Annotated in this window: 10 protein-coding genes and 1 tRNA gene; 5 read left to right on the forward strand and 6 right to left on the reverse strand. The window is 44.9% G+C overall.

Features of this window, described 5'->3' with window-relative positions; translation table 11 throughout:
- Positions 1 to 3,100, reverse strand: a 3,100-nt coding sequence (locus K1X61_15385; GenBank protein ID MBX7110032.1) for a putative metal-binding motif-containing protein, incomplete at its 3' end; no start/stop codon positions are given.
- 411 nt (positions 3,101 to 3,511) lie between these two features.
- Here K1X61_15385 and K1X61_15390 point away from each other — a divergent pair.
- On the forward strand, positions 3,512 to 4,756 hold the full coding sequence (locus K1X61_15390) for an aminotransferase class I/II-fold pyridoxal phosphate-dependent enzyme (protein ID MBX7110033.1): 1,245 nt from the start codon (positions 3,512 to 3,514) through the stop codon (positions 4,754 to 4,756).
- Positions 4,757 to 4,937: 181 nt separating this feature from the next.
- Here K1X61_15390 and dapA read toward each other — a convergent pair whose 3' ends face one another.
- The 3 genes from dapA to K1X61_15405 form a co-directional block, all read right to left on the reverse strand.
- Complete coding sequence (dapA, locus tag K1X61_15395) at positions 4,938 to 5,825, reverse strand: 4-hydroxy-tetrahydrodipicolinate synthase (GenBank protein ID MBX7110034.1); 888 nt, start codon at positions 5,823 to 5,825, stop codon at positions 4,938 to 4,940.
- 62 nt (positions 5,826 to 5,887) lie between these two features.
- Positions 5,888 to 6,403 (reverse strand): hypothetical protein, encoded by a 516-nt coding sequence (locus tag K1X61_15400; GenBank protein MBX7110035.1) that lies wholly within the window; start codon positions 6,401 to 6,403, stop codon positions 5,888 to 5,890.
- A gap of 17 nt (positions 6,404 to 6,420) precedes the next feature.
- Positions 6,421 to 7,371, reverse strand: a complete 951-nt coding sequence (locus tag K1X61_15405; GenBank protein ID MBX7110036.1) for an acetyl-CoA carboxylase carboxyltransferase subunit alpha — start codon at positions 7,369 to 7,371, stop codon at positions 6,421 to 6,423.
- Positions 7,372 to 7,531: 160 nt separating this feature from the next.
- On the opposite strand from K1X61_15405, the gene K1X61_15410 reads away from it, so the two are divergent.
- From K1X61_15410 to K1X61_15420, 3 genes are all read left to right on the forward strand, one after another.
- Positions 7,532 to 7,605, forward strand: a tRNA-Asp gene (locus tag K1X61_15410).
- 337 nt (positions 7,606 to 7,942) lie between these two features.
- A complete protein-coding gene (locus tag K1X61_15415) occupies positions 7,943 to 10,798 on the forward strand; it encodes a T9SS type A sorting domain-containing protein (GenBank protein ID MBX7110037.1) in 2,856 nt (951 codons plus the stop codon).
- Between the two features lie 210 nt (positions 10,799 to 11,008).
- On the forward strand, positions 11,009 to 13,288 hold the full coding sequence (locus K1X61_15420) for a DUF748 domain-containing protein (GenBank protein ID MBX7110038.1): 2,280 nt from the start codon (positions 11,009 to 11,011) through the stop codon (positions 13,286 to 13,288).
- Between the two features lie 102 nt (positions 13,289 to 13,390).
- Here K1X61_15420 and K1X61_15425 read toward each other — a convergent pair whose 3' ends face one another.
- Together K1X61_15425 and K1X61_15430 are read right to left on the reverse strand one after the other, a co-directional pair.
- A complete protein-coding gene (locus tag K1X61_15425; GenBank protein MBX7110039.1) occupies positions 13,391 to 13,894 on the reverse strand; it encodes a hypothetical protein in 504 nt (167 codons plus the stop codon).
- A gap of 363 nt (positions 13,895 to 14,257) precedes the next feature.
- Positions 14,258 to 17,527 (reverse strand): T9SS type A sorting domain-containing protein, encoded by a 3,270-nt coding sequence (locus K1X61_15430; protein ID MBX7110040.1) that lies wholly within the window; start codon positions 17,525 to 17,527, stop codon positions 14,258 to 14,260.
- Positions 17,528 to 17,738: 211 nt separating this feature from the next.
- On the opposite strand from K1X61_15430, the gene K1X61_15435 reads away from it, so the two are divergent.
- Positions 17,739 to 18,497 (forward strand): T9SS type A sorting domain-containing protein, encoded by a 759-nt coding sequence (locus K1X61_15435; protein ID MBX7110041.1) that lies wholly within the window; start codon positions 17,739 to 17,741, stop codon positions 18,495 to 18,497.
- The last annotated feature ends 12 nt before the right edge of the window (positions 18,498 to 18,509 follow it).

Consider the following 18,509-nt stretch of genomic DNA (forward strand, 5'->3'; position numbering starts at 1 on the left):
TTCCGGTTGCCGAAGGATCGGTATCATCATTGAGTCCATTGCAGTTTTCATCGATGGAGTTGGCATCGCAGATTTCCTGCGCACCGGGACGAATCGAACTATTGTCATCGTTGCAATCTGTATTGTTAGGTGCATAGCCGGCAGGAGGTGAGCAGTACACTGTTCCAGGATCGGCCGGAGAGCCATAACCGTCATTGTCAGCATCCAGGTAATAGGTTAATTGCCCCGTGGCAGAAGGGTCAGCACTGTCTGAAAGCCCATTGCAATCTTCATCCACCTGATTGGCATCACAGACCTCTGTAGCAGAGGGATTGACTGCACTATTGGCATCATTACAATCGGAATGATTGGTGACTTTGCCCGAAGGTTGATCACAAAATAAATTTCCGGCATCAGCTATATCACCGAAGCCATCTAGGTCAATATCACTGTAGTAAGTTGATTTACCTGTTGCGCCGGCATCTGTATCATCAGCCACACCGTTACAGTTTTCATCAATGTTATTTGCATCGCAGATTTCTGTTGCTGCGGGGTTAATAGCTGCATTGGCATCATTGCAATCATCGTGGGTTGTTACGTATCCGGCTTGAGGAGAACAGAAAAGTGTTCCGGAACCGTTCATCGTGCCATACCCATCCTGATCAGCATCTGCATAATAGGCGAGAACACCTGTGGCAGAAGGATCGGAGGCATCAGCAAGTCCGTCACAATCCTCATCCACGAGGTTCCCATCGCAAATTTCTGAAGCAGATGGATTGATGGCCGCGCTGGCATCATTACAATCTGTGTGAGAAGTGGTTGTCCATGCGGGTGGGTTACAATAAGATGTGCCGGCACCTGCAGCCGTGCCAAAGCCATCATGGTCGGCATCGGCATAATACACTGATTGGCCGGTTACAGAAGGATCCGCATCATCGGCGTATCCGTCACAGTCTTCATCAATATCATTGGCGTCACAAATTTCCTGCGCATTCGGGCGAATGGCGCTGTTTGCATCATTGCAGTCTGTTTTATTGGTGACATACCATGCAGGCGGATTGCAATACAAGGTGCCGCTTGCCGTAACAGCGCCGTAACCATCATGATCAGTATCTGCGTAATAAATAGTTTTCCCTAAAGTTGAATTATCGGCATCATCGGATAAGCCATCACAGTCTTCATCTACATCATTGGCATCGCAAATTTCCTGTGCCAGCGGATTGATGGCCACATTGTTATCGTTGCAATCAAGATTATTGGTGACAAGTCCGACAGGGGCAGAACAGTAAATCGTACCGGCATCGGAAGAAGAACCGTACGTGTCATAATCTGCATCAGCATAATACCTCGTAGTGCAGCCTGGTACCGACAAGCTTATTTTGCTTCCCACCCTGTAAATTTTTATACCGGTAAGTGTGATGGGACCACCATTGTAAGTAAATGTTCCCTGTTGAACAACATTTCCATTGTTCTTTCTGACCGTCCACGTAACAACCTGCCCCACCTGCGGCTTAAACTGCTGTAGCCTTCTGAATGTGATATTGGTAGTACAGGAGTCGTATTGATTAGCCATCAATACTCCGCCGGCATACATATCCTTCACAAAGCAGGTGATATCGTAGTTGGTGCTGATATCTACGATACCTTCATTGTTCCAGTCAAGGTAGCCGTTGAGGGCACCAATCATGTCACCATTGGAAGGCGTCCCATTTCCGGGATTCTGATTGATAGAGCAATAAGAGAATGCAGGATAGGAATGAGCAAGTGAAAACCGCTCATAGTCAGGCGTTACTTCTGTATCTGTAAAAGTTTCTCCTGTGCCGGTATGCGTGCGATTATCCCAGTACCAGGCGCCACCCTGATTATAGTATTCTACCGAATCATACCAGAAATACTTCTGAATCCAACCTACCGTCACATCCTGCTTGCCGTTGATTCCGCTCATGTAAGGCAGGCCATTGATCCTGTTCACATAGTTCATATGGCCAAAATCAAATAATTTCCAGAGTGGAACTACAATTCCCGTATTGGGATCGATGTAATCTGAATTCGGGTTGGTGGAATTGTCACTCCATTGCTGCTCACGCGGTGAATTATTTATCGGTTTAACAATTATAGGAGCCTTGTTGGCATAGGTTGCGGCTACCAGGTTAGGCCACATCTCTGAAGTGAGCAATGCGCCAAAACCATTGTGGGAAATACCGGTAACATATAGTTTGTTACTGTCGGCAGCGATATTTTTTCTGACCCATTCAAATGTTTCCTTCAGCCTTACCTGTGTGTACATATGCACATCGCCGGTGGTAGCTACCGGATTGGTAGTGGAATACATATCATAATTTTCATTCCATCCGCTCCAGTAACTGTCAACTCCATTTGGCAGCCGGTCATCAATTTTCAGTACGTTACAATCATTACAGAGGTAAATCCCGTTAGTATTAAACGGGCTGTCATCTTTGAACAGCACATAAATAGATTTATTCGTGCTGTTGCCAATTTTAAAAACCGTGAAATTGTGTGCATAGGAACCGGCATTATTAAAAGCCGGAAAATGGCTTGTGTTCTGATTATTTCCCCACATGGCGTATTCAAAACGCTGCGTACCATCTGTTTCAGTTCCCTGCAACTGCAGCACAGGTTGAGGGTTGGCCACCATTTCCGACACCGGAACTGCAAGTGAGTTAGATGCATTAATTGCAGATTTATCTTCCTCACCGGTGCTCAGGTTAACCACCATTACCGCATAGTAGTAGGAACCGGCGTCTGTAGACGTAGCTACATAGAGTCCGCGGTCACTTGCGAGTGGGGGAGCCGAGGCATTAATTTTAAAGTAGTAGGTAGATCCGTAGAGTTGTGACTTCCGGGTGTTTTTTGCGGAATTATCCCGCACATAGCCGAGGTAAGTTGAACTGTTGATATTTGATGCATTCAGCGGAGTTGTGGAACGGTAGACATTATACCGGAGGTTCGTGGCAGCTGGATTCTTCCAGGTCAGAAAAACCTGTCCATTGCTGTAGGTGGCCTGTAGTTCTGTTACTAAATAGGCTTTTGCAGGTAATGATAATATTAGAAAGCTGATGATAAAAGCAAATCTGCTGTAACGGGGTAGAAATCTTATCATGTCCGGTGATTAAATTAAAATTGCTTTTCACTACGACGGGCTACTCATAAATGTTACAAATCAGTAAGATTCATACCCAATTTGGGTGTAACCATATTTATGTAGAAGGATCACCGGTAAAGACATTAACTTTTTTGGCTGTTATTCACAGAGAAATGTTGATAAAGGAGTTGTTTTGTCATTGGAAGGATCATTGCGCATGAATGCTTAGTCAGATATATTTTCCCCAAACCTAAATTGGCTGATATGGCTCACGGGAGCTGACTATTGCATTTATGAGTGCTGTCACGATCATCCTGCCTGCATGTTGCCCAACAATTTGCCGTGAATAACTATTTTTGCCATGCTGTTCGTTACAGCATACATTCATTTACCTTCACATTTATTCTTCAACAACATTCACGCACTACCATGGATTTATTTGAAAAACTGCTAAAAAACAGGGGTCCAATTGGGCAATATTCAAAAATTGCTCATGGGTACTTCTCATTTCCGAAGCTCGAAGGCGAGATAAGCAACCGTATGATCTTCAGAGGTAAGGAACGCATCATCTGGAGCCTCAACAACTATCTCGGGCTTGCCAATCACCCCGAAGTCCGCAAGGCGGACGCCGAGGCTGCGACAAGATGGGGCCTCGCTTACCCGATGGGCGCGCGTATGATGTCGGGCAACTCTGATCTTCATGAGCAACTGGAAAAAGAGCTTGCGAATTTTGAAGGGAAGAAGGATGCCATCCTGTTCAACTACGGATACCAGGGCATTATGTCTGCCATTGATTGCCTGGTTGACCGGCGTGATATCATCGTGTATGATGCCGAATCACATGCCTGTATCATTGATGGCTTAAGGATGCACCTGGGAAAACGATTTGTTTATGCGCATAACGATATCGACAGTTGTGAAAAGCAATTACAACGCGCCACTGAACTCGCTAATGACTCCGGCGGAGCGATAATGGTTATCACGGAAGGTGTTTTTGGTATGGGCGGCGATCAGGGCAAACTGAAAGAGATCGTTGCGCTGAAAAAGAAGTATAGTTTCCGCCTGATGGTGGATGATGCACATGGGTTCGGTACGATGGGCAAAACAGGCGCCGGAACCGGCGAAGAACAAGGTGTTCAGGATGAAATTGACCTTTACTTTTCCACCTTCGCGAAATCGATGGCCAGCATCGGTGCCTTTATGGCCGGCGATGAACAGGTGATTGAATATCTGCGTTACAATACACGATCGCAGATTTTTGCCAAAGCGCTGCCTATGCCTTTCGTGGTGGGCAATCTTAAAAGACTCGAGTTGCTGCAAACGCAGCCGCAGCTCAAAGACAGACTTTGGGAAAATGTACGTGCCTTGCAAAGCGGGTTGAAGGAACGGGGATTTGATATCGGTCAATCCAATACGCCTGTTACACCGGTTTACCTGAAGGGATCACCCTCTGAAGCGGCAAACATGATTATGGATATCAGGGAGAACTACAATATTTTCCTTTCTATCGTTGTTTATCCTGTTGTTCCGAAAGGTGTGATGCTGCTTCGATTGACGCCTACAGCCGTGCATACCCTGCAGGATATTGATGAAACACTCAAATGTTTCAGCGAAGTGGCCGAAAAACTGAAAGCAGGAACCTATCAGACGCAGAAGCTGGTTGGCGTGGTATAGTTGCTGATTAAGATAATGGAGTTACTGAATTAAGTTTGATTGGCTGTGAATGGAAATTCGCAGCCAATTTTTTTTGTAGTAAGCAAATGCCGAAAACAGATAAGCCGCAAGAAGTTTGTAATTCAGTGTTAAGCGGTATGCAGCCGAAGATAACAACGTCATCAGGTTGCAAAATCAGGAATCATTGATTGTATTTCCTCACCGAAGCGGCGATACGTTGATAAAGCGTATCACTTACAGGAACGAGTGGTAAACGCAGCACCTGTTCGCAGATGCCAAGCACATGCAGTGCAGCTTTCACGCCTCCCGGACTTCCTTCTTCAAAGAACCATTCCATATAATCGAGCAGCTTCAGGTGCAGTTGTTGCGCGGCTGCAAAATTTCCCTGCAGAGCTTCATGCACCATGCCGGAAAAATCTTTGGGGAAGGCCTGTGCGACTACGGAGATCACGCCATCAATTCCTAAACTTACCAATGGCAAGGTGATGATGTCGTCACCGGAAATGACCAGGAAGTTGCCGGGCTTCTCTTTCATGATATGCATGCATTGCGCAAAATTTCCGGAAGCTTCTTTAATGCCAATAAACTGTTCACTTGCCTTTGCTAGACGGATGGTGGTTGATGCAGCAATATTGGAACCTGTTCTTCCGGGTACGTTATACAAAATAATTGGCAGCGGCGACGCTTCCGCTATTTGCATGAAATGACGGTAGATACCTTCCTGTGCAGGTTTGTTGTAATACGGACTTACCGATAGTATAGCTTCAAAACCATCCTGCCGGAACTGCCTGGCTGTTTCAACAATTTCGGCTGTGTTGTTACCGCCAATACCGGCCACAAGCGGTACCTTTCCTTTAACCGATTTTGCGGTAAAAGCCCAAACTTTATTTCTTTCCTCCTTACTGAGGGTAGCCGTTTCACCTGTTGTACCTAATGAGACAAAATAATCAATACCATTGTCGATATTGAAATGAATCAACCGCTCCAGCGCATCAAAATCAATGCTGTGATCTGATTTGAAAGGAGTAATCAGTGCGACACCTGTTCCACGGAATTTGTTTTTATTCATTTTACCTTTATTGCATAATTTGAAGAATGTATGGCGAGCACTGTAATGCCCATTGTAATTTATCAGACCATTTCTATATAGTAACGCACCTGTTCCATCAGCTTGCGTAAATCATTTTCGCCTTTCAGATCAATCATAAAATCGTAAGCGTAGGTCTTTTGTTTGTCATAATGACCTACTCTGAATGATGCCTGTGAAAAGGCAGAAACATATTCCAGCGGAAGCGTTTCTTCAATATATGCATTGATCAGGATGTCAAACTTCCGCGCGATGAATTCCTCTACCAGCACACCATGCGGTTCAAAATGCCAGTTGAGGCTTTTCCGGTTGAAATAGGGAAAGTTGAAATTAATGGCAGGTTTCGGAAAATTGTAGAAACCAAGCAGCACCACTTTTTTCCGTTCTTTTCTCAGCGAATCAGCAAATGTATTTACGATGGCTGTCCTGTCGGTGTCCGATGCATCGAAAAGGATTCCGATATCACGGGCATTGGAAAGGTTAACTACCTTTCGTGGCACTTCATGAAACTTCAGCTCCTTTTTCAGGAAATAGAAATGGGCCACCCGTCGCAGGTTCATCAGCATTTGCATAACCCTTATTCTTCAAAAAAGCCCATGGATGAAAATTTCTTAATTCTTGCCTCGATACGCTCTTTGGGAGTGAGGTCTTTTAAGTCGATCAGGTGTTTCTTGATTTCCCTCTTAAGGATTTTTGCCATCTCTTCGGGATTGTTATGTGCACCGCCAAGTGGCTCTTTAATTACGCCATCAACCAGTTTAAAATCGTACATGTTTTTTGCATCGAGCTTCAGTTGTTCGGCTGCCTGTTCTTTATAGTTCCAGCTGTGCCATAATATGGATGAGCATGACTCGGGTGATATCACGGAATACCACGTATTCTCCATCATCAGCACACGATCGCCGATGCCAATGCCGAGTGCACCACCTGAAGCACCTTCACCGATCACAATACAAATCACGGGTACTTTCAGCAAGGTCATCTCGTACAGGTTCCTCGCAATGGCTTCAGCCTGCCCGCGTTCTTCAGCTTCCAGCCCGGGATAGGCTCCGGGCGTATCAATGAGCGTAACGATAGGGATATTGAATTTCTCGGCCAGTTTCATTAAACGCAATGCCTTACGATAGCCTTCGGGATTAGCCATGCCGAAATTCCGGTACTGCCGTTGCTTGGTATTAACGCCCTTTTGCTGTCCGACAAACAGAATTGTTTCATTATCGAGTCTGCCAAAACCGCCCACCATCGCCTTGTCGTCACCCATATTCCTGTCGCCATGCAGCTCAATAAATTTACTGCACATCTGCGAAAGATAATAAAGTGTATAGGGCCTCTCCGGATGCCGTGAGAGCTGTACGCGCTGCCAGCCGCTGAGATTTGTATAGATAGCCTTCCTTGTTTCCAGCATTTTGTCATCCAGCTCTTTAAGAGCAGATGCCATATCAACCTTGCCGTTCTCCCCAATCTTCTTCAGCTTGTCCAATTGCTCCTGCAGCTCTTCGATCGGCTTTTCAAAATCGAGATAGGTCATTCAGTTTTTTTTGTGAGAAACAAAATTATCAAAATATGAAGGAAATGAAGTGAATAGTTTTTTTGAAAAGAAGAAAAGTTTACTTTTGCGAGCCTGAAACTAAGAAACATAAGTATCTGATTGATTTTAAGTTAATGTAGTTCTTCAGTAAAATATTATTGGTCCGGTAGTTTAGTTGGTTAGAATGCTGCCCTGTCACGGCAGAGGTCGTGGGTTCGAGTCCCATCCGGACCGCATACAAATAAAGAGGCCGTCTCAGAAACCGAGACGGCCTCTTTCATTCCCGCTATACACAATGATGACATTGTGGCTGATCATGTGACTCGACTATTGTCTGTAACCCTTCCTGCCAGCCACTATGGGCAATATATTTTTACCGATGAGAGGAGCATGCATTCCGATTCTTATGCTTATTCGGAATATGTTTCTCACTTCTAAGAAATTTCAGCAACAAAAACACTTATCCGTCGTAAATAAAATTATCATGTGAGTTTTTGCGGGGATATGTTGCAAACCACCCGGAATAACACGTAAGAAATTCGGTATCAGGTATTGGTTAAAGAAGATTCCTATGAAATGTTTTTCCCTGTATTGTTTTATGCTGTTTTCGACTGTCTCTTTGTCGGCTCAGGTATTCCCGCAAAACACTTTCACTTTCGCCAACGGGATAAATGGATTCATTGAGAATAAAGGACAAATAAAAGATCAGTCTGGAAGTACTAACACTGCAGTTTGTTTTCTCTTTTCATCAGGTCAGTTTAATCTGCAATTAAGAAATCACGGGTTCAGCTATGAGCTATTTGAACCAATTCACGGCGATGGAAAAGTGTATGAATCAGGTGAACCGGGCTGGATGCGTGATGGCAGAAGCGATATTGCCCAGGAATATCCTCCAATGCGTTCCTGTCGCATAGATATTGAAGTGATAGGTGCACATTCAGATGCTGAGAAAGTGGCAAGCGATCCTGCCGGTTGTGTTTTAAATTACTACACAACGAATACTCCGGCGAATGGTATTACCGGAGTGCAGAGTTATAAACAGGTAATGTATAAAGATATCTATGATGGCATTGACCTGGTTTTTACTGTACCGAATCCTGATTCAGGAATCTCCCTGAAATATGAATGGATATTGCATCCTGGTGCCGATTATAAAAAAATCAAACTGCGTTACAGCGGTGCCGCGTTACCCGTGGAAGCAGCAGGTGAAGGATTCACGCTAACAACCACTGCCGGAATCATTGCAGAAAGCAAGGTGATTGCATTCCGGGAAGATGATCATTCATTGATTGAATCTTCCTGTCATATCGCCGGTAATGTGATAACTTACAATGTAGTTCCGGATAAGAACAGAACTATTGTGATTGACCCAAATATACTTTGGTCAGGCTATTTTGGAGGCAACAGTGATGAAGACAACGTGTATGGGAAACTGACGACGGATGCCAAGAATAAAGTGATCATTACCGGCGCGACCAGCAGCACGCAATTCCTTGCCAGTAACGGTTCTTATCAAACCACCTATGGCGGTGCCCCATATGATGCGTATGTTGCAAAATTCGGAGCCACCGGCAAACTTAATTGGGCAACCTACTATGGATCTGATTTGTCTGATAAAGGAATACAGGTGGCTGCATCACCATCGAATGATATTTACCTGGCGGGCTGGACAAAGAGTCCGTCAGGCATTGCCACACCCGACTCGCACCAACCTGTATTTGGCGGAGCCGAAGATATTTTTATTGTAAAATTTGATGAAGCAGGCATCAGGCAATGGTGCACGTATTACGGCGGCTCCTATGTGGATGAAGTTTTTGGCCTGCTGTGCGATGATCATGGGTACCTGTATTTCACGGGATACACACTGAGTTACAACCAGGTTTCCACACCCGGGGTTTATCAGGAAATTAAGGCGGGAGCAGAAGGAGATGCATTCATTGGAAAAATCAACCCGGACGGGAATGTCTTATGGTGTACTTATTTCGGCGCAACAGGCAATGACAGAGGGCATGGAATAGCGCTTGGCAATAATGGTGATTTGTTCATGCAGGGAACAACCACCAGCACTTCAGGATTAGCAACCAATGGTGCACATCAGGGATTATACGGTGGCGGCATTAATGACGGGTTCCTTTCCAAATGGGACACTAACGGGAATTTTTTATGGTGCAGCTATTTGGGAGGCGAAGATGATGAACGCGGAAGGGAAGTTGTAACGGATAATGATGGCAATGTGTATGCAGTTGGCATGACCTCCAGTAAAACAAACATCGCTACAGATGATGCCAATCAGGCAGATTGGTACGAGGCCTACATTGGCAACCTCCGGCTGTATGATGGTTATATTGCGAAATTCCACCCTGATGGTTCAATCGGGTGGAGTACCTATTATGGTGGCAACAGCGAAGATCAGCTATGGTCTATCGCCATCGACCGGACAAAAAATTTGATTTACGCAGGCGGAAGAACGCTGAGTTCCGTACAAATAGCAACGCCCGGATCTTTTCTCCCGCAGTATACCGGTGCAACTGATGGCTGTTTAGCTGCATTCACCGCAGATGGAGCGATGAACTGGGGAACCTATATTGGTGCATCTGGAGCGCAGGACATTCACAGCATAGCATTTGATGGTAAAGGATTCCTTTACCTGTATCTCAGGTCAGATATGAATTCCTCCGCTACTCCGGGTGCATATCAGTTAAAATCAAACGGCGGACTGGAAACGGTGATTGTTAAATTTAATGTGGCAGAGGAGTGTTACGATAGCTATGAATCTAATAACACGATTGCTACGGCGGTTAAGATTTCCGCTTATTCCGACACCCTTTTATATGGTTACACCGGCGCCATTGCTGACAGTGCAGATGAAGATTGGTTTAATTTAAAGACTACGGCAACCAGTAATTTAAAGATTGTACTAACGGATCTTGTAGCCGACTATGACCTGAAACTATATAAAGCCAATGGCTTGTTGCTGTTTTCATCCGCAAACCCGGGAACAACAGATGAAACTATCATATACAATAATGCACCAAAGGCGAGTTACCGCTTAGAGATTGCACACAGTGCCGCGGATTTTGATTCGCATGCCTGTTACAAAATCAAAACCATGACCAGCATATCTCCCTGGAACTTCAAACATGAAAAAGATATGTCATTTAGTCAACCTGAATTATTACAGGCATACGTTTATCCCAACCCATGTGCCGGTCAGCTGAGTATTAAAATCACTGCACCGGATCACAGACCAATCAAACTGATTTTGTATAACCTGGTGAACCAGCCCGTCGGCACATATTACTTTGAAGTTGCAGCAGGAACAAAAGCGCTGTCCGTATCCACTCAACAATTGAGCGATGGTATTTACAGAATAGAATTGGAACAAGGCAAGAATAAAATTTCAAAAATGGTGGTGGTGCAAAAATGAGATGGTGTATAATAATTCACTGCCTGGATGTAATTCCGTTCATTGCTATGCCTGAATGTATTAACCCTATATCGGCCAGAGGGGCATAAATGACCTTGTAAATTTTTTTCTGTTCACCTGCACTTTTTCATCTGTAACTTGATAGCACACCGTATGCGCAGGATTTAAAAAAAATCCCTTTAAACTAAAAAGGTAATTTATGTTTGAGCTATGAAATGGCTCAAAAGAACAGGGATTTTTCTTGCAGCGCTGCTTGTTGCCGCTGTCGTGCTCGCCGCTGTATTTATTTCTCCCATCACCAAATACCTTATCGAGAAATACAGTAAACCTGTAATCGGGCGGCAGGTTTCAATGGAAGGGCTGTTCCTGAATTTCTTTTCAGGCAGCATGAGCATCACTGACTTGAAAGTGTATGAGCCCAACGATAAGGATGTGTTTTTCTACTGCCATAAAATTTCATCCAACATCACGGTGAAAAAAATGCTGCAGGGTGAATACGAGATAAATGAAATGAAATTTGTGAACCCGGAAGTGATCGTTTACCAGGATGGCAATAATTTCAGTTATGATGATATAGTCGCCCACTTATTAACTGCTGATACAACAAAAAAGAACACGGCAGCAGCTCCACCGGTTAAAGTCTGGCTGCGGAATATTCAGATTGACAGCGGTTATATTAAACACATCAACGTTGCGTACAAAGACACTACTGAAATAATGAATCTCCGGTTCATGTGTCCTTCCTATGCCTGGGACAATCCTGAACTGTTGCTGTCTGCAGCTTTCACTTTTGGCAGCGGCGGTGATATTGATTGCAGCATGCAACTGGATACGGATTCACTTGATTATGTTGTTTCGCTAAACTCAAAAGACCTTGACGTAAAAAAATATTACAAGTCACTGAATTCGATGATGCACATTGGCGGCCTCGATGGCCTGGTAAATGCAACGCTCAGATTCAGGGGCAATTTTAATGAATTGGAAAACCTTGCCGCCTCAGGGATGCTGTCGCTGGACCGTGTTTTCATCAGGGATACCACAGGTACGGATTTCGTATCGTTCAATCAGTTTCAGATTCAGGTGGATAGCCTGAATGTGAAAGAAAGCCGATATGATTTTCACAGGATTCTGCTGGACCGGCCCTACTTTAAGTTTGACTTGTATGATAACGGCAATAATATTTCAAAGATGCTGGTGGCTTCCGCTGCCGAAACGGCAACAGCACCTGATTCCACTGTCGCAGCAACAGATGAACTGGATTACACCAACATCTTTACACTGATGGGATCGTACGTTAAGTTAATTTCCAAAGATTACCTCATCAGTAACTACAGCGCAGACAGTATTATTCTGCGGGAAGGACATTTTCTTTACAATGATTATACGCTGGAAGACCGTTTCAGCTACGATATTGAAAATGCCAATTTCGTATCCGGAAAAATTAACTCGCAGAATGACAGCATAATCATCAGGTCTGCCGCCACATTTAATCAAAGCGGCAAGCTGACAGCCTATCTTGCCGCCACGCCAGATTTTAAGAACTTCCGGATGAATTTTGACATCAGGAACATGAAGGTGTCGGACATGAATCCATATTCCCGTTTTTATGTAGCTACACCATTTCTCGATGGAACGCTTGATTATACAAGTCAGACTACCATTACCGATGGTATGCTGAACAGCAGCAACAAAATTTCCGTGGTGCAACTTACAGCAGGCAGGAAGATAAGCGACAAACCATTGTATAATGTGCCTGTCCGGCTCGCCGTCTCGCTGCTGAAAGACGTGCATGGAAATATTAATCTCGATATTCCGGTAGAAGGTGATCTGAACGACCCTGAATACAAAATCGGAAAAGTGATCTGGCAAATTGTAGAGAATATCATTGTAAAAGCGGCTACGGCTCCGTTCCGGCTGCTGGCAAACATGTTTGGCGGCAGCGAAGAAGACATGAAACAAATTCCTTTTAATTACCTGCAAAAGGAGTTGGATAATAATCAGTTTAAGAAGCTCGATCAGGTGGCGGACGTATTGACTGCAAAAACGGAAATGATGGTGGAGTTGAAACAGGTGACGGATACTTTTGCTGAACGCGAACAGTGGAGCTTGTTTGAAGCGAAGCGGAAATATTACGAATCAAAAATGAGTGGAACTTTGAAGGACAGCCTGTCTGAAGAAGATATTGTGCAAATTAACAGTATAGCGAATAAGGATTCGCTGTTTAATGCCTACCTCAATCAGCAACTGCAGCTTTCGGCCGCTGACCTGCTGCCGACGCAGGAAAAATGCCTTCAACTGATAGGAGCGGCGGTTGCAGAGCAGCAGGTGAAAGCAATAATGAATCAAAGAAATGAGCAGGTGATCAGTTACCTGACCACCATAAAGTCAATTGCGGCAGACAGGATCAGGGTGCTGAACAATCACGATTATGGGGTGAGCAATGGAATCAGTCAGCCGGTTTATTTAGTGAATTATCTTGTAGAAGAGTAACGTTTGTAAAAAATCCGGCAGGTTTTCCAGCCTGCCGGTTTTTACCTTTCTGTATTCACGAAGTAAAGAGAATCCGTATTTATTCCTTCACAATGTGCTTTCCTATTCATTCCTTTTTTTCCACACCATTATACCCCGGAGAATCTGAACGATTGAAAACATGAAGAATGAAATGCCGCTGATTTCATCAAGGAAAGTCCAGTTGCGGTTGCCCGCAAGAAAGATGAATGACACATACAGGTAAGGGAAAATGGAAGAGATGGTTAAGTAATGCAGCCATTTTGGGAAACCTGAGTATGTGGCAATCATGATGATGCCAATGGCGAAAAGAAAATTTGATCCTACATACATCTGATAAGTTTTCTCAAGATTTTCCTTTGCATGCCGGTCGCCGATTAATTCATACGTAGTAACCATTACGATGCCCATGGCAATTGCAGACATGGCAAAACCGGCTGCAGGAATTACTTCACGATCATCAGCAAGTTTCAATCCCATTAAGGTAAGTGCGGCAATCAAAAACGCTTCGCCAGGTTCAGTCATCAGTAGCATGCCATCTGAATAAACGGGTATACTCTTGCTGTAGTCGGGCAGGAAGACTATCATGGAAGGATGTTAATGATAACCGGCAATATGAATCCGATCAGGATCATTCAAGCAATGCGTTGTTTGGTTTTTGAATGATCTTTCGTCATGTTAAAAATTGAGAAGGAAAATTTATACTGCCGTCGTGTATTCCGCCCGCAGCTCTGTGCGGGGAGCCAGCGGGACACGCAGGAATTCAATGTGATTATTTTTTTGATCATTCAAATTATTTGCCGGCGATATTAGGCGAGTAATAATAAATGTTTAAACAGCTTACTTACTCTTTGTTTAAAAACATTCACTACTAAAAAACCCTGGCAGATTCCAGGAATCCGCCAGGGCTCAATCAACAATTTCATGCAATCGTCGGTAAGTAAAAGAACATTATTCTTTCACTAATTTCTGCAATGCGCTTTCATTGCCGTTTATCAGTTTCACAATGTAAACACCTGCAGGAAGCGAGCGGATGTCAATGGATACTTCATTGAGCCCTTCAACAGCTATGGCCGGAAATGAAAGGAGTTGCTGCCCAACAGTATTGAAGATCTTTATCTCCGCATCGCCTGTATTTTTCGATTCAAAGGAAATCACAACAGTATTTGATCCGGGATTCGGATAAAGCTGTACTGCCTGCAAATCCGGAGCTGATGGTGCTTCCAGTTTTAATAGTGTGGTGAATGTCTGAACATCGGTAAAGCTGGACTTCGATTTATTATCCGCAGTGCAAACAGTTTGCATTTTATATTCATACACGGTATTGGCAAGAAGGCTTGTCAATTTTTTCGAAGTGCCGGTGAGATCTTTTTTCTTCGTCCATTTGGAAGTGCCCTGTACCCGATACTGGATCGTGTAAGTGTAAGCGCATGGTACGGCTGTCCAGTTGATGGTGGCGTTTGTCGAGTTTATCGGGCTCACTGTGATACCTGTTGGCGCATCGCACGATGTAACCTTCAGGTTGCTGCCGTTGTTGCTGCCGGTTACTGCCGGTGAGCTGCTGATAACACGTATTCTGAACTTTGTTCCCCCTGCAGTTTTAGAAGGGATAACAGCATTGATTGTTCCTGTATTGGCCGAGCTTGTTAAAGTACCCATGGCAACGGCTGCATCAAACGAACCCATTTTATCGGAGATCTGTGCTGTGTAAACATTGCTGCCACCAAAGGTGCCGGTGGACGTGAAAGGTACACTCACTGCGGTGCCGGGGCAAAAAGGTGAACCCGTGATTACACCGGTAGCAATGGTATTAGCCTCACCGAGAGTAAAGGGTGAGAAAGAGCTCACCGTCGCGGAGGTAACGGTTCCGGAAGAGATGCCACCGGTGGTGGCCGTAACGCCGGCATCTGTCCATTGAGTGCCATCCCAGCGGGCAACGGTCAATCCATTCAGATCGGCCAGCGCTTCGGTGGTATTCCATTGAAGTTTTACAGTTCCGTCAGCGCCGGAGATTCGGTCAACAGTCCAGTAAGAATGTGTATTCACGGAAGTAACCGGTGCCAGCACACTCGAGGTGTTTACGTATCCAGATGCGAAATATTCGGCTGTCCAGGTCGTAGCCGTGGTTGCAACAGGTGTTACACTCACCGGGCGGTAATTCAAACCTTTGCCAACCTGGAAAGTAAATTCAGCGGTTGATGCCGTGGTTTTTGAAACAGGTCCGTAAACACAACTGACAGCGCTGCCACCAATGAAACCGCCGGAAGTGCCAAATACAAGTTTGGCGCCGGAGGAAGTTGTAAGAATGCCTGACGTCAGCGTAACATTTCCGGTAGTATTCAATGTAGAATTGCAGGTGGCGCCTGCTGCATTGTTCATCAGCAGATTTCCCCATTCGCTGCCGGTACCACTCAGCGACTGATTAACAGTGCCGCCCAAAATCAATTTACCTGCACCGGAATGAATGCCATTGTTCAGTACGGTTCCCTTGGCTGTTGCATCGAAGCCGCCATTCGCAAGCGTTGTTCCCGTTCCAATGCTGAGAGTACTGTTCACCGTAATGGCATTGGCCATCGTCTTAATGCCGCTGTTGCTGCATGCTAACTGATAATAGGTGCGGTCGGTAACTGTTTGTGCGCCGCCGGCAGCATAGTCAACGGTTCCTGCATTACTGATGCCATTCATGTTCCAGTCAAGGTCAGCTGTTCTGTTTTTGAAGGCCACTGCAGCGGCGGATTCTGAAAGCAGGCCTTTGCCAAGTCCGCCGGAATTTTCAACATAAATTACACCATTGCTACCCATCACAACACTGGGTCCGCCGGTGGGCACATAACCAATGTCTTCCGTTTCCGTTTCCGACCCGGCCACTTCACCACCATTTTCAATTCGAAGTGATCCATTCACCGAAAGGGTATTGTCTGAATGAACGGCAAGTGCTGATCCATTGGTGACTTTCCAGTTTCCGTTCACCGTCCAGTTAGCCATAGATTCGGAGATCTGTGCCAGTGTGAGATCACCAAGCGGACTTGATGATTGCACATCTGCGTCAAATACCCTGAACGCAACATTCAGTGTATTGGGTGTTCCCACGGAACCACCGTTAAGATTCATCTGCGGGAAAGCGCCCTGTGCATCAAAGAGTCCGAAGAAACAGGTTCTTACCAGGAAATCTTCAGCCGTAAACGGAACATCAATCGTATGCGTTTCACTGCTTGCCCAGGTCATGCTTCCGCCCAGCGTGATGACAGGATTGTTAGGTTCCGTTCCTCCAAACACCTTGGTGTTTCCCACAAAAACAAAAATATCGGTCATGTTCCATTCTCCGCTAATGCTGAGGGAAGTAGCATTTCCGGCTCCGCCAAAACAGTTTGGGCCCAATACGCCAAATGCAGTAGCAGCATTCGATTGCGACATGGAAGGAGAGATAAACGCGCCATTCACATTCATGGTAACATTTGCGTTGGTGGCATCATTTAATATCATGGCAGCATTCACGGTGAGGGTGGTAACCGAAGTGAAAATATTTACGCTCGAGGTGATTTTAGCGCCACTGCCTCCGAGTTTGAAACTTGCAAAGTTGTGAGTGATTGTTGCATTATTGGTAGCGCAGCCGATTAACAATCCCTGTTTGATCACCATGCTATCCGCAGTGGTGATGCTGACATTCAGTTTAGTGGGCGCTGTTTCTGATGGTGTGAAGGTTCCGCCGCCGTAATCAATCACAAATTTTCCGCCGGTATTGTTCAGCGTAAGTTTATTGAGGTTGATGGTACTGGTTCCGCCGATGGATTGGGTGACTGAATTACCAATGACCATATTACATTTATTCGTGCCATTGACCAGATTCATATTCCCGTTGTTGGTGAAACTCGTTCCGTTGTAATTAAATGTGTGCAAGGTAGCAGTACCTGGCGCTGCACAAATAAAAGAACCGCTTCCGTTAATGGTAAAATTGCCGGTCACCGTCCAGGTGCGGCCAGTACCGGTGGCATCCCATTGCAGGGTGCCGCTGACGGTCACATTGGTGATATTATTCGGATTGACGTTGATGCTGACCGTATGTCCGGAACTGATTACCACTTCATCATTTGCCAAGGGTACAGTGCCTCCCCAAACTGCAGTATTATTCCAGTCGCCTGACATGGCAGTGGTGCGGATGGTAGCTGAAACAGACAGCGAACAGATGGCTAAAGCAAAAAAGAGAATGGCTGATTTTTTCATGGTTGAAGAGTTTGGGTGTTGAATGAGTAAATGTAAATTTTTATTTTACACCATGAAAATCAACATCGGAATTTTCGCTATGCGCGAAAAGAAAATACGTTTTTCGGCTGATCTGTTCTGTTGAATGCGTTACATAGGAAGGTTAATACGATGTTGTCCGCTGGAACCTATATTGCGCAGAAAGATTAAGTTAGCAGTTGAAAATACGCTTATGAAAAATACACTTTTACAATTCCTGCTAATCGCAGCATTGTCTGCATGTTTTACAACAAATACTTCTGCACAATGCATTCCCAATAACGACACGGTGGCTGGCATTGAGCCGGATACACTTTCTACGGCTTATGTGGGTGTGCCCTATGAGCAGATTATTTATTTTAAACTCCCATTAGACACCTCTGTCCAATTTGGACCGTTTACGGTCGCTTTGATTATCGACTCACTGGTGATCGACAGTTATACCGGATTGCCGCCTTCCTTTTCATTAGCCTGCAATTCGCCGTCGTGCACCTTGCTTGGCGGACAGAACGGTTGTGCAGCTATAACCGGTACGGCAACGGATGATGAGGCCGGATATCATCCATTGAATGTTTATGTAACGACGTATGTATCGGATACTTTCGGGACACCCGTCGGCGGTTTTCCTGATACCATTGATTTTTATTTCCTCGATGTGCAATTTGCTACCGGTGTTGCTGATGCTGCTCCTTTAACCTGGAATATGGGAGCATTTTATCCGAACCCTTCTGATGAAGAGTTGTTTATACCATTCACTTCGCCTTTAAATTCTACGGCCGACTATTCAGTGACGGATATATCCGGCAGGGTTATGAAGTATGAGAAAACTGTGATAAAAAAAGGGCATAATACCCTCAGTATGTCAATCGCTGATTTGCCGGATGGATGTTATTTCATCACTATCAGGACACAGGATTATGTTGCTGCTGAAAAATTTCAGGTTCTGCATTGAAGAAACGTACTT

The sequence above is a fragment of the Chitinophagales bacterium genome (assembly GCA_019694975.1).
Lineage (GTDB): Bacteria > Bacteroidota > Bacteroidia > Chitinophagales > UBA10324 > JACCZZ01.